Here is a 14,540-nt window from a genome sequence, read left to right on the forward strand (position 1 = left end):
TCTTTTAAAAAAAATGCCATACACTTAACTATAACATATATAAATATTTTATTTTGCTTATCAAATATAACAATACAATAGTTGCTTGCTTGCCAGATAAAAAGCAGAAAATTTTAAAAGCATGGAATGATTAATTTAGAGGATAATATGTTTCCAACCGTTTGGTTGAGAGGTTGGTTTTTCACTCAAATTGCTTAAAAATTTTTATATCCGTTCAGCTATGTGGCCTATGCGTATCCCTGTTCGTACTAACTAATAGAAATAGTGCAATAATGCAAGATCATAAAAACGCGCCTTAAACAAGTATCCGTTCAGTCAATGGCGTCAACTTAAGGTTTAGCTGTTATTGATAACCAAGTAGAATAGGAGGGTAGGCTAATCATGAATTGCCTTAAGTTGACGCCATTGTCCGTTCAGTGGTGTGACCTATGCGTATTTGTTCACGTTCGTACCTAGCAATAGCGCAATAATGCAAGATCATAAAAAACGCGCCTTGAACAAAGCTGTGATTAGAAAAATTCAGTCTGAAAGGTAGTAGAAAATCAGCCTGTTTGAGCCTACTCTTCGTCTTTGAAAAGCTGGCTGCGTTCCGCTTCGGGATTCAGCGTACTTGGGGTCCCCAGATGTATGCATATACATCATGGGGCGAACTCACATAGTTCTACTATGCTGCGTGCGCTTCACCCTCGCGCGCCTTGCCAGCTTCCCAAATCCATTGAGTAACCGTAGAGGGCGAGTTCTGATTTTCAGCTTTCAGACTGAATTTTTAACAGATTTGTTCACCAGCGCTTGATTTTTTTTGGCTACTTTTTTTGATCAAGCAAAAAAAGTAGCTTTAAAAGAAGTAGTTTTAAAAAAAAATAAAATCTTAAATAAATTCATAATCAATAATATAAAAAAGAAAATCATATGAAAAACCACACTCCATTTTTTCAAAAAGTGTTAACACATTCAAAAACAATATTTACAGCTCTTGGTTTGTTTTTACTTAGCATAGTGCAAAGTGGCTGTAGTAAAATGAAATGTCATATGGGTAATTGTATAGGTAATTTGAAATATTCCCATCCAACTGGAACTAAATTTGCAAAAAAACCAGTCCCCAAAAATATTAAGCCAGAGGCGCCGGTGCCAGTTGCTGCTATAATAGATGGTGAAATCGATCAAAGCTGTATGGCGCTGCCTATTGCTGTTCATGAAGATTCAGATGGTGACAAATTATTGCCAGAACGGGATCATTATGTTGAAGTTGTTGTAGATAATAAGGAAATAGTATCGCATCTTGTCGAAATAAAGGTCATGTTACAAAATTTCCTTGATGCAAAAAGTCAAAAAATAAAAAATATTGAAAATGAGGATGATGAATTATCTGAAGTCCGTACCAAGCTAATAGATGGATGGGCCGTTCAGGATAAGTTAAAAAATGAATTGGAGAAGAAAGTAAAGCAAGTAGCAATTCTTGAAAAGAAAAATAGTGCGTTCTTAGATGCCTGGGATCAAATAACTGATGCGCTAGGAGATGTAACTAAACAAAAGAATGAGCTAGCAACAAAACTTGCTACACAAGAGGAGTATATAACTAAACGTGAACAGGAGTGGGATGGGGATCGCGATGAACATGAACAAGCGTGTCTAGATTTTAATAAAAGGTGTGAATATTTAAAAAGTGTACACAATAAAGAATGTGACGAATTTTATAAAGAGTATAAGGCACTTGAATCTAAGTATAATATTGTCTATGAAGAGATGCTTAATAAAATGGATATAATAGAAGAGCTTCATAAGCAATTGAATAATAATATAAATGCTTAAAAAGTAAATACACTCAAAAGCTTACTATAAATGAATATACCGGATTACAAGAGGGAGAAATAATAATTGTATCCGTTCAGTGATGTAGCCTATGCGTATCCGTGTTCGTACCCATTAGAAATAGTACAATAATGCAAGACCATAAAAAAACGCGCCTTGAACAAGGCTGTGATTAGAAAATTTCAGTCTGAAAGCTATTAGAAAATCAACTTGTTTAAGCCCAAGGCTGCAAGCCTGGGCGAGTTTTGATTTTCAGCTTTCAGGCTGAAATTTTCAACAGCTTTGTTCACCAGCGCTTGATTTTTTTTGGCTACTTTTTTTGATCAAGCAAAAAAAGTAGCTTTAAAAGAAGTCGTTTTTAACAAAATGGATAAAATTATCAATTATTAAATATAATATTAGCCATTTGCTGTAATCTATAATATCGTTGCTACGCAAATGAACGGATACCTTTTAGTTTTGTGGCTAAAATAGTGGCAGTATAATGTGCGATCGGAATTGTAGGCTACATGATTGAACGGATACCTAAGCAGACACTAGCCTTTCAGGAGTTCCTACCTGTACCACTTAGCTCATCCATTTGATAGGCCAAAGCAACTTTTTTACCATAAAAAGCTAATGCTATACGACTAATCTTTTTTATATGCGCATAGGTTGTGAGATGCGCATCATATTTTTTGGTAATAATTTGTTCCAAACCTGCCTGAGCGGTAGCTGCTAAATCATTAGATGATGCAGCTAATTTGTGCTCAATAACCATGGCCCAGTCTCCATAGCCTACTTTAGGAAAGAGCAAGTGATCACATCTACCATAACCCGTTTCTTGGTTAGAAGTGATATGATAACGATTTGATAAAGGAGCCAACAAACCGCCTATTAAATTATGATAATCTTTTTCTTGGCTTAAATCATGGTAGCTCGTAGCGTTTAACAAATAGTTTCTTAGCTGCGCTACAAATGGTTCCAGTTGTTGGTTTAACAATAACCCTATAAAATCACGATATGCACTAGGCGCTATACGTAACTGCTTACCCACCCAATCAATAATTCTTTCTACATAAATACCCCGTACTTCCCTGTTGGGAATCGTTAATATATATTTTAGATCTTCCGGGTCATCATCTACCAGCATAGGATTTAAGTAGCCAGAAAAAACCAGCAAACTATAAAACAGATCTTTATTCTCTGTTAATTTTTCTAAGGAAAGCTGTTTGTATAATTTCCTAATCAATCCCTTCCCGGATAATAAAGTTTGTATATCTGATTGTATAGAATCTGTTAACAATGCTTTATCCACTAAACCGGTACCACCGCTGTCTAACCAATAATAATCTAATCTTCCTTTATGTGCTAAGCATTGCATCATAGACCAAGGATTGTAAATTACCTCCTCCCCGAAAGTATAGCCATTATACCAATCTTTAATTTTTGCTGGCTCTGTTTGGGTAGCTACCTTACTAAGCAAGTCATCTACTTCGCTTTGCGTAAAACCATAAAATGATGAAAATTCTTCGTCTAATAGGGTATATTCTGTAATGTTATTGAGATCTGAAAAGAGATTGGCTTTGGCTATGCGCAATATACCCGTGATAACGCCTTTTTCTAAATAGGGATTGCTTTTTAAGGCGCTACCAAAAATCCCACGGAATAGTTCTAAAACTTCTTCAAAGGACTCACTTTGACTACCAAATTTAATATATGAACTATTGATAGGGGTATCGTATTCATCAATCAAGATATAGACCTTTTGGTTAAAATGTTTGTAGAGCAGTTCACTTAAAAAACGCAACCCTTGTTTTAAATCATTTTTATAGAGTTTTCCATCCAAATAGCACTGTAATTTCTCTTTTTGAGCATTATCCAGTAATCTCCCTGATGCTGCAAGATGTACGCTTAGATAACGATGGTAGGAAAATAATGTTATAATTTGATCTTTAATTCCTTCTTCAATTTCTTGATAACTGCTTCCTTTAACATCTTTCAGGTTAAGCAAGATGACTGGAAATTGTCCCTGGCGTTTCATAACATGGGGATAGCTGGCAATTTTTAAAGGATAGAGTACTTTAGTTTCGTTAAACCCTACATCCATACTACCTCCCTTAAAAAGCAAATAATTTGTGCGTGTTTCTTCTGCTAATTTATTCCCTTCTTGGTCTACTTCAATCTCAAAAAATTTGCGCAGCATATCCATGTTCAAGCTTTTACCCCAACGTCTGGGACGGGTAATCAGTATTACCTTACTAGGCTCATCTAGTAAGGCCTGAATCATTAAGCTTTTATCTACAAATACATCACTATTTACTAATAGGTCATAAAAGTCATCGGTTCCGGTTCGGATGCGGGAATGCGTAGATACATGGGTCATAGTGGAAAGAATTTAAAATGGGACATGTAGGCTACCTAGTGCAAAAAGGAATTAATGACTGCTTTTTATGAATGTAAGGTTTAGCCTCTTTATTTAAAAATAAATCATAACGACTATTTATTTACTTCTTTTATAAACTTGGTAAGTTGACATACCTATGCCACTTCCCAGTATAGCACCACCAAGTATATCTAGGGGGTAATGCACTCCTCCATATATTCGACCATAAGAAACGATTGTAGCCCAAATGAAAAATAAGTAACTATATTTATAATTCCATTTAAAAATTTTCCAAAAAAGCATGGCAAAGGCGAATGTATTACTCGCATGGGAAGAAGGGAACCCATACAATCCTTTATGTGTACCTACCAGGTGAATTGATAGCATATCCATTGCATAACATGGCCGATATCTTCCAAACAGGGGTTTGAGCAATGTAGCAGAACATTGATCTGCAATGGCAATGGTTAAGACAAAAAGCATAACGCCATACCAGCCCAAATTTTTTCTTATAAAGAGTATCAAAAATATATACAGGGGCAACGAAAAAAAATGGCTTGTTACCAGCCTAAAAAAGTGATCTATAACCGGGTGGTGACATTTGTTTAGCATAAGAAAAAATACTTGGTCAAGTTCGGTCACAAGATTTTGCATAATTTTTTAGAGTAGGGTTTCGAAAACTAGCTATCCAAAATAGCTATTTATAGCTAATTAATATAATAATAAATAATAAGAGCAGTTAGCATTTTTGTGTAATGCCACTCTGATGTTGCCCTCTGATGCTGCTTTTTTTGTATAAATAATAGTATTTTTAGACCTCATAATGTATGATACGCATTATACATTAATAATGTAACAAGTTTCAAATCTTATTCAGAGTATAAAGCCAAGTGCAATAATTCGTATGGGTTTATATATGTAGTAGCCATATGGTATAGATTATAGAAAATTGCTAGTATTCAGTAATTAATTATTTTAATCATTTTATTTTAAAGCTACTTTTTTTATGCAGAATGTCGGATGCAGCATAAAACATCTGGGCATGGGCAGTTGGGGGTTTAGGTTTGAATGCATATATTTAGGGAAGTTTAGGGAAAGACTTTATTTCTTTCTCCATATGAATACGTAACGTTAAATGTCAAATGTCACTACTGGTAATGTAGAATGGTAATGTATAGAAGCGTTGAACCTTTTGTTCTATTTAATTAAATTTGTGGTGCACGTTATGGTATGTTTCGAAAAGTATCCCACTTACCAATATTTAAAACGATAAAATCAGATGCACAACAGAATGGATGCTGGAATAGATGAACCAATTCTCCAGGAAAACAAAAATAGATTTGTCTTATTTCCTATTGAACATCACGATATTTGGAGTTTTTATAAACAAGCAGAAGCCAGTTTTTGGACGGTAGAAGAAATAGATCTTAGCCAAGACTTAAAGGACTGGGAAAATTTAACATCAGGAGAAAAGCATTTTATCACCCATGTCCTGGCTTTTTTTGCAGCTAGCGATGGTATTGTAAACGAAAATCTGGTTCAGAATTTTGCCAATGAAGTACAATATACTGAAGCTAAGTTTTTTTATGGATTTCAGATAGCTATTGAAAATATTCATTCCGAGGCCTATTCTTTACTGATCGATACCTATGTAAAAGATCCTAAGGAACGTCACAGATTATTTAATGCTATAGAAACTATTGAGTGGGTAGGCAAAAAAGCCGATTGGGCCCTACGTTGGATTAGCCAAGGTTCCTTTGCGGAACGGCTGATTGCCTTTGCGGCAGTAGAAGGTATCTTTTTTTCGGGCAGCTTTTGCTCTATTTTTTGGCTTAAAAAAAGAGGATTAATGCCGGGGCTAACTTTTTCTAATGAACTTATTTCTAGGGATGAAGGATTACATTGCGATTTTGCTTGTTTGCTCTATAATCAACATATTAAACATAAACTTTCACGAGAAGAAGTGGCTAGAATTATAGCTGATGCAGTGACTATTGAAAGTGAATTTGTATCAGATGCATTACCCGTTAAGCTCATTGGTATGAATGCAGAGCTGATGACGCAGTATATTCAGTTCGTTGCCGATAGGCTGTTATTAGAACTAGGGTGTAAAAGAATCTATAATGTAACCAATCCATTTGATTTTATGGAAATGATTGCATTACAGGGTAAAACAAATTTCTTTGAAAAAAGGGTAGGAGAATACCAAAAATCAGGCGTTATGGGCAGTATTTCTCAAGATAAAGATAAAGCGCGCTTTGCGCTAGATGAGGATTTTTAGCCTTGGCAAGTTTCTCCCATTGCATTTTAAAAACAGTTACAAAAAACAGGTAAATGCTAGTTGTAAAAAGAGACGGGCGTTTAGAATCAGTCAAATTCGATAAAATAACCTTTAGGATAGAAAAGCTTTGTTATGGGCTCAATAGGGACTATATCGATGTGATTGCTATTGTTAAAAAGATTATTGGAGGTATTTACGATCGAGTTACTACCTCAGATATAGATAATTTAGCTGCAGAAACAGTGGCGGCGATGACGGTATCACATCCAGATTATGCCATTCTGGCTGCTCGAATAGCCATTTCCAATTTACATAAAAAAACCAGCAAGTCATTTTCTAGTACTATAAAGAGGCTCTACACCTATGTAAATCCTATAACTGGAGAGAACGCTTCACTCATATCTAAGGATGCTTATAGGGTTATTGCTGATCATGCTGCATGTTTAGATGATGCGATTGTACATGAACGTGATTTTACTTATGATTTTTTTGGTTTTAGAACATTAGAACGCTCTTATCTGCTCAAAATAAATGGAGAAATAGTAGAACGTCCTCAGTATATGTTGATGCGAGTAGCCGTAGGTATTCATGGAAATGACCTAGATGCTGTACTTGAAACCTACCAATTTATGTCAGAAAAGTGGTTTACCCATGCAACGCCCACTCTTTTTAATGCAGGAACACCTAAACCCCAGTTCTCTTCTTGTTTTTTGTTAATGATGCAAGATGATAGCATTGAAGGAATTTACAATACGCTTACGCAATGTGCAAAAATATCGCAATCCGCTGGAGGCATTGGTTTAAGCATCCATAATGTACGTGCCACAGGCTCTTATATTCGGGGGACAAATGGTAATTCCAATGGAATTATACCCATGTTGCGGAATTTTGATATGACAGCACGTTATGTGGATCAAGGTGGTGGTAGACGCAAAGGCAGTTTTGCTATCTATTTAGAGCCTTGGCATGCCGACATATTTGATTTTTTAGATCTCAAAAAAAACCATGGAAAAGAAGAAAGACGCGCAAGAGATCTTTTCTATGGGTTGTGGATCCCAGATTTATTTATGCAACGTGTAGAGGACGACAGCATCTGGTCACTTTTTTGCCCCAATGAAGCACCGGGACTATCGGACTGTTATGGATCCGAATTTGAGCAAAAATACAAACAATATGAAAAAGAAGGTAAAGCACGGCGGTCTATTCAAGCACAAGAGCTTTGGTTTGCTATTTTGGAATCACAAATAGAAACAGGTACCCCCTATATGCTTTATAAGGATGCGGCCAACCAAAAATCCAACCAAAAAAACCTGGGTACTATAAAATCTAGTAACCTTTGTTCAGAAATTATAGAATATACGTCATCCGAGGAGATTGCCGTCTGCAATCTTGCCTCTATTTCATTGCCCATGTTTGTAAAGGGTGATCAATCTTTCGACCATATGCAGTTATATAAGATAACTTATCTGGTAACTATAAATCTTAATAAGATCATTGATAGGAATTACTATTCCGTACAGGAAAGCCGTACCTCTAATTTTAAACATAGACCCATTGGTATTGGCGTACAGGGATTGGCAGATGCTTTTCTTAAAATGAAACTTGTTTTTGATAGCTTAGAAGCACGTGTATTAAATCAAGAAATTTTTGAAACCATTTACTTTGCCTCTTTAACTGCTTCTAAAGATTTAGCGCAGCAAACTTCGACTTATGAAAGTTATCGTGGATCACCCATTTCACAGGGCATTCTTCAGTTTGACATGTGGGGGGTAACCCCTTCTTCAGGTAGATGGAATTGGGATAATTTACGTAAAGAAATAGGTCAACATGGCGTAAGAAATTCTCTCTTGGTGGCCTTAATGCCCACCGCTTCAACTTCCCAAATATTGGGGAACAATGAATGCTTTGAGCCCTATACCTCTAATATTTATACCCGTAGGGTACTTTCTGGAGAGTTTATTGTGGTTAATAAATACCTATTAGAAGATTTGATTGAGCTGGGTCTTTGGAATGAGCGTATGAAGGAAGAGCTGATAATGGGTAATGGTTCTATTCAACATATGCAACGTATTCCGCAATACATTAAAAATCTTTATAGAACTGTCTGGGAAATCCCTCAAAAAGCTATTATAGATATGGCTGCAGATAGAGCACCTTATATTTGTCAAAGTCAAAGCCTGAACCTTTATGTTAAAGATGCTACAATGGGGAAACTAACTTCTATGCATTTTTATGCTTGGAAAAAAGGATTAAAAACAGGGATGTATTATCTGCGTACCAAGGCTGCAGCAGACGCTATCAAGTTTACTATACAAAAGAGAGAAGAAGTTGTTCAAGAAACGCCTTTGCCTGTTGCGCCGCTCACACGTAAGATACAAAATGAAGCAGAAACGTGTTTAATGTGTAGTGGATAGTTTACGTATATAGTACTTTTTAGTTTGAAAATACGTTAATATGCAAATTATATTTAATCCAAAATTCGATTTTGCAATGGAGTTTTTCTATTTTTATCTTTAAGATTAGTGTATCCGTTCAACCATGTGGCCCCTATGCGTATCCGTGTTCGTACCAATTATAAATAGTGTAATAATGCAAGTCATAAAAAACGCGCCTTAATCTATAAAATATTTCTGCTAAGCAAGTGAACGGATACAGATTAGTTTCTAATAAAGAAATACAATAATTTAGTAATTAAATTAAAAATATTTCTGCCACGCACACGAACGGGTATACTAAGTATATATACATGTATGTATGTGAGAAACATCAGTCAGATTGATATTAGTTTTCTTTTTATAAAAAACTTACCATAATTCATGCTTAATATTATTTTATTGGGTCCTCCTGGTTCTGGAAAAGGAACACAAACTGAACGGCTTATTCAAAAGCATGACTTTGCGCTCATTGCTGTAGGTGCACTATTGCGTAAGAAAATTGCAGAAAATTCCCCTGATAAAGCATTGATTGAAAGGTATATACATCATGGTCAATTGGTACCAGATAGCCTAACCTTTACATTAGTAGAACAACTGGTGCGAGAGCAGTGCGCAACCAAATCTTTACTATTTGACGGTTTTCCTAGAACCATTCTACAGGCAACTTTTTTAGATGATTTGTTGGCTACCTATAATACTAAAATAGATGGCGTTATTTTTTTTGATGTGTCCCATGATATATTACGACAACGGCTTAAAAACCGTGCAGCCATTGAAGGGAGAGTAGACGATCAAGATATTAATAACATTAATACACGTATACGTATACATGAGCAAAAATCGCTACCTATTGTAGACTACTATAAAGCCCAACATAAATTATACAGAGTAGATGGTGGACAAAATATAAATCGGGTAACACAGGTAATACAAAGCATTATGGATGGATTAAGACCATAACCATTATGTCATCTCCTAATTTTATTGATTATGTTAAAGTTTACCTTCGTGCTGGTAAAGGTGGTGCTGGGGTAAGCCATTTTATGCGTGCTAAATTTGTGCCCAAAGGGGGACCAGATGGGGGAGATGGAGGACGGGGAGGACATATCATTTTACGTGGTGATAAACAGCGTTCTACCTTACTGCATCTTAAATACCGAAAATATATTGCTGCTATAAATGGGCAGCCCGGAGGTGATGGCTGCAAAACAGGTGCCAGTGGAAAAGATATTATATTAGACGTTCCACTGGGGACGGTAGCTAAAAGGGGGGATCAGGTAGAAGTATTAGTAGAAATACTGGAGGACAATCAAAAATATATTTTGATGCAAGGTGGGAAAGGCGGTTGGGGGAATACCCATTTTAAATCTCCTACCCATCAAGCGCCCCATATTGCTTATCCAGGAGAGCCAGGCATGGAAGATTGGATGGTATTAGAGCTGAAGCTATTGGCTGATGTAGGCCTGGTAGGGTTGCCTAATGTTGGTAAATCTACATTACTCTCGGTTGTATCAGCAGCTAAACCACGTATTGATAATTATCCATTTACTACTTTAGTACCTAATCTTGGCGTCATAGCCTACCGAAATGATCATTCTTTGGTGATGGCAGATATTCCAGGTATTATAGAGGGAGCTGCTGCTGGCAAAGGTTTAGGTACACGATTTTTACGACATATCGAACGTAACTCTGTATTGTTATTTATGATCAGTGCAACATCTGAAAATATCTGTGTAGATTATGCTATGTTGTGTAGAGAGCTGGCAGCATATAATCCTTTTTTACTAGAAAAACCGAGGCTACTCGCTATTTCGAAAATAGATTTATTAGACCATAAAGGACGCGCATCTTTGTTGCAAGCGCTTCCTCAGGACATAGAGCGCTTGTGTATTTCTTCTAGCACAGGAGAAGGTATTGCGGCCCTCAAGGACGCCATTTGGAAAAAGCTCCATCCAAAATAACAATCCGGTTTCGAAAAAGAATGTAATGAGTACAAAAGGACGTGTATTAGTAGCCATGAGTGGTGGAATAGATAGCTCTGTAGCTGCTATGATGCTGCATGAACAGGGCTATGAGGTAGTAGGCATTACCATGAAAACGTGGAGTTATGCTGGTAGCGGTGGGAAGAAAAAAGAGACGGGCTGTTGCAGTTTAGATGCTATTAATGATGCGCGAAATGTGTCTGTAGCATTGGGCTTTTCCCATATTGTAGTTGACATCCGATCGGAATTTGGAGGTCATGTAATCAACCATTTTAAGTCTGAATATTTAGCAGGTAGGACACCCAATCCCTGCATATTGTGCAATACCCATATTAAATGGGATGCACTTTTGCAACGTGCCAATAAGTTAAATTGTGATTACTTAGCGACTGGTCATTATGCAAAAGTTCGAGAGGAGGGAGGGCGTTTTATTATTTCTAAGGGCATAGATGCTAAGAAAGATCAATCTTATGCATTATGGGGCGTTTCACAAGAAAGTCTTAGTAGGACCTTGTTACCGTTGGGAACACTGACTAAATCTTCTATTCGTGCATTTGCTACTGAGCGGGGATTTACAGACTTGGTAAATAAGTCTGAATCATACGAAATATGTTTTATTCCTGATAATGATTACCGTGGATTCCTCAAACGGCAGGTCCCAGGATTAGCCGAACAAGTTAAAGGTGGAGCATTTGTATTAGAGGATGGTACCGTAGTGGGTCAGCATGAAGGTTATCCTTTTTATACCATTGGTCAACGAAAAGGGTTAAACCTCTCCTTAGGGTATGCAGTATATGTAACAGAAATTCAGAAAGAAACAAATCGAGTTGTATTGGGTACATTTGATCAGTTGCGTCGAGAAGGTATGTATGTACATAAACTTAATTTATCGAAATATGTAAATCTTAAGGGGAAAAAGCTAGATACGATTACCAAGGTTAGGTATAATGACCAAGGAACCCCTGCGGTGATTGAGCAGGTAGATGATCGCATGCATGTGTTTTTTGGTTCTGGAGTGCATGCCATTACCCCTGGACAAGCTGCTGTATTTTATGAAGGCGAAGATGTGATAGGAGGCGGTTGGATTGTGTCTGCTTTTCAGAAGCGGTAAATACAGTTTAACTATTAAAGATGTATTTTATTGGATAATATATATTATATTTGCCTACCTATAAAGTATAAAAAGCGGCAATATATGGTAATATAATAGAGAATGCAAAAGTATAAACGTATCCGTTCAGTGGAGGGGCCTAAATCTATAAAATATGGCTACCACGCAAGTGAACGGACAATGGCGTCAACTTAAGGTTTAACTGTTATTGATAACCAAGTAGAATAGGAGGGTAGGCTAATCATGAATTGCCTTAAGTTGACGCCATTGAGTGAACGGATACGTATAAACGATTATAATCGTACAAAAACTATTTTCACTTTTTTGGCACTTTTTACGAGGTTGCGCTTAATTTAGTATCAACATGCGTATTGTTTCAGCTATCCAACCATCGGGAAGGCTTCATCTCGGGAATTACTTTGGTGCCCTTCAAAAATATATTAAAGTACAGGAAGAGGGTCAGGCGCTTTTTTTTATTGCAGATCTCCATGCACTTACGACAGTGCGTAATGGGCAACAGTTGCAAGAGATGACCTATGGTCTTGCTCTTGACTATTTAGCCTTTGGCCTCGATCCCAAAAAGACGATACTTTTTCGCCAGTCTGACGTGTTGGAGCACACGGAACTTGCTTGGTATCTTGCTACTGTTGCTCCCATGGGCCTTCTGGAACGGGCCCATTCCTATAAGGATAAGGTTATTCGAGGCCTGTTTCCCTCTGTAGGTCTTTTTGCATATCCCATTCTGATGGCTGCAGATATTCTTTTATATCGTGCCGATCGTGTGCCTGTGGGAAAAGATCAGATGCAGCACCTTGAAATCGCTCGCGATCTTGCTAACAAATTCAATACAGCTTATGTGCTAGGCTATGATGCTTCTGACCCTGAAGGCACCAAAGAGGGAAATGCACCAGGCATACTTACGCTGCCTTCCCCCTTTTTTATGAAAGATGAGTCCATTGTGCCTGGAACTGATGGAGCAAAGATGAGCAAAAGTTATAATAATGTAATTGAAATCTTTGCAGATGAAGCTATCATTACAAAAAAGATTATGTCAATCAAAACCGATTCTTCTTCTGTAATAGAACCCAAAGATATGCGTGTATCTCCTATTTTTGCACTGCTACAGTTGTTGGTTACTCCATCGGAAATGGCTGATATTGAGGAAAGTTGCCGAATAGGAGGTAAGGGATATAGTACGTATAAACACCGTCTCCTCGAATGCTTTTATGAGACATTTCGGACCGTTCGTCAGCGGCGGAAAGAACTAGAAGGGGAAAAAGGATATGTAAAAAACGTTCTTAATCAAGGGGCAGAGCGTGCTCGTCAGTACGCATCTAGCACCATGGAGGACATACGGAAGGCAGTAGGAACCGCAAGGAAATAGAAAGTATCCGTTCACTCGGAAAAGGCGTTGTATAACTGTTCTATTTGGCTAATGGTTAAACCAGTAACCTTGGCTATATAGGCAGTAGGTAGCTTTTCTTGAAGCAAATTTTGGGCTATAGCCATGGCTTTTTGGGTTTCTCCTAATTGGATACCTTCCTCTTTGCCTAATTGGATACCTTCCTCTTTGCCTATTTGGATACCTTCTTCTTTACCTATTTGGATACCTTCCTCTTTGCCTANNCTAACTATAATTTAGGTTTTAAAATTGATACACTTGGCATGTATGCTTACCATACGTAATTAGGCATGTGTTACTCGTTCTGTTTATTTATTGGGAAGATACGTTATATAACTGTTCTACTTGGCTAATGGTTAAACCAGTAACTTTGGCTACATAGGAAATAGGTAGCTTTTCTTGAAGCAAATTTTGGGCTATAGCCATGGCTTTTTGGGTTTCTCCTATTTGGATACCTTCCTCTTTGCCTATTTGGATACCTTCTTCTTTTCCTATTTGGATACCTTNAAACCAGCAAACTATAAAACAGATCTTTATTCTCTGTTAATTTTTCTAAGGAAAGCTGTTTGTATAATTTCCTAATCAATCCCTTCCCGGATAATAAAGTTTGTATATCTGATTGTATAGAATCTGTTAACAATGCTTTATCCACTAAACCGGTACCACCGCTGTCTAACCAATAATAATCTAATCTTCCTTTATGTGCTAAGCATTGCATCATAGACCAAGGATTGTAAATTACCTCCTCCCCGAAAGTATAGCCATTATACCAATCTTTAATTTTTGCTGGCTCTGTTTGGGTAGCTACCTTACTAAGCAAGTCATCTACTTCGCTTTGCGTAAAACCATAAAATGATGAAAATTCTTCGTCTAATAGGGTATATTCTGTAATGTTATTGAGATCTGAAAAGAGATTGGCTTTGGCTATGCGCAATATACCCGTGATAACGCCTTTTTCTAAATAGGGATTGCTTTTTAAGGCGCTACCAAAAATCCCACGGAATAGTTCTAAAACTTCTTCAAAGGACTCACTTTGACTACCAAATTTAATATATGAACTATTGATAGGGGTATCGTATTCATCAATCAAGATATAGACCTTTTGGTTAAAATGTTTGTAGAGCAGTTCACTTAAAAAACGCAACCCTTGTTTTA

At 37.0% G+C, this 14,540-nt stretch carries 11 protein-coding genes (2 of these 11 only partly in view); 8 read left to right on the plus strand and 3 right to left on the minus strand.

Annotation, left to right across the window (positions count from 1 at the left end):
* Positions 1 to 1,029 precede the first annotated feature (1,029 nt).
* Entirely contained in the window at positions 1,030 to 1,809 is a 780-nt protein-coding gene (locus tag EDM02_RS02155; RefSeq protein WP_123662695.1) for a kinetochore Spc7 family protein, read from the plus strand.
* A 544-nt stretch (positions 1,810 to 2,353) separates the two neighbouring features.
* Here the strand turns inward: EDM02_RS02155 and EDM02_RS02160 are convergent.
* Together EDM02_RS02160 and EDM02_RS02165 are read right to left on the minus strand one after the other, a co-directional pair.
* Positions 2,354 to 4,174 carry an AAA family ATPase gene (locus EDM02_RS02160; protein ID WP_123662697.1) on the minus strand — a complete coding sequence of 607 codons (1,821 nt, stop codon included), beginning with the start codon at positions 4,172 to 4,174 and terminating at the stop codon, positions 2,354 to 2,356.
* 117 nt (positions 4,175 to 4,291) lie between these two features.
* Entirely contained in the window at positions 4,292 to 4,828 is a 537-nt protein-coding gene (locus EDM02_RS02165) for a phosphatase PAP2 family protein (RefSeq protein WP_123662698.1), read from the minus strand.
* Between the two features lie 625 nt (positions 4,829 to 5,453).
* Here EDM02_RS02165 and EDM02_RS02170 point away from each other — a divergent pair.
* The 6 genes from EDM02_RS02170 (at position 5,454) to trpS (ending at position 13,367) form a co-directional block, all read left to right on the plus strand.
* Positions 5,454 to 6,455 (plus strand): ribonucleoside-diphosphate reductase small subunit, encoded by a 1,002-nt coding sequence (locus EDM02_RS02170; protein WP_184891096.1) that lies wholly within the window; start codon positions 5,454 to 5,456, stop codon positions 6,453 to 6,455.
* Positions 6,456 to 6,508: 53 nt separating this feature from the next.
* The gene (locus EDM02_RS02175) at positions 6,509 to 8,869 is read left to right on the plus strand and encodes a ribonucleoside-diphosphate reductase subunit alpha (RefSeq protein WP_123662700.1); all 2,361 of its coding nucleotides are present in this window, start codon (positions 6,509 to 6,511) and stop codon (positions 8,867 to 8,869) included.
* Between the two features lie 402 nt (positions 8,870 to 9,271).
* Positions 9,272 to 9,850, plus strand: a complete 579-nt coding sequence (locus EDM02_RS02180; RefSeq protein WP_123662702.1) for an adenylate kinase family protein — start codon at positions 9,272 to 9,274, stop codon at positions 9,848 to 9,850.
* A gap of 5 nt (positions 9,851 to 9,855) precedes the next feature.
* Complete coding sequence (gene obgE, locus EDM02_RS02185) at positions 9,856 to 10,851, plus strand: GTPase ObgE (protein ID WP_123662704.1); 996 nt, start codon at positions 9,856 to 9,858, stop codon at positions 10,849 to 10,851.
* A 25-nt stretch (positions 10,852 to 10,876) separates the two neighbouring features.
* Entirely contained in the window at positions 10,877 to 11,983 is a 1,107-nt protein-coding gene (gene mnmA, locus EDM02_RS02190; protein ID WP_123662706.1) for a tRNA 2-thiouridine(34) synthase MnmA, read from the plus strand.
* 364 nt (positions 11,984 to 12,347) lie between these two features.
* Positions 12,348 to 13,367, plus strand: a complete 1,020-nt coding sequence (gene trpS, locus EDM02_RS02195) for a tryptophan--tRNA ligase (RefSeq protein ID WP_123662708.1) — start codon at positions 12,348 to 12,350, stop codon at positions 13,365 to 13,367.
* A gap of 367 nt (positions 13,368 to 13,734) precedes the next feature.
* Here the strand turns inward: trpS and EDM02_RS02200 are convergent, their stop codons facing one another.
* Positions 13,735 to 14,540 carry the 3' portion of an AAA family ATPase gene (locus tag EDM02_RS02200; protein WP_123662710.1) on the minus strand. The gene runs 22 nt beyond the window's last position, so only the last 806 of its 828 coding nucleotides appear in the window; its start codon lies off the right edge, out of view; it ends in the stop codon at positions 13,735 to 13,737.
* A protein-coding gene (locus EDM02_RS02205) for an AAA family ATPase (protein WP_123662712.1) crosses the window boundary here: on the plus strand, positions 14,533 to 14,540 show its 5' portion. It continues 466 nt past the right edge of the window; only the first 8 of its 474 coding nucleotides appear in the window; the start codon lies at positions 14,533 to 14,535; its stop codon lies beyond the right edge, outside the window. The genes EDM02_RS02200 and EDM02_RS02205 overlap by 30 nt on opposite strands.

The organism is Candidatus Cardinium hertigii (genome assembly GCF_003788695.1).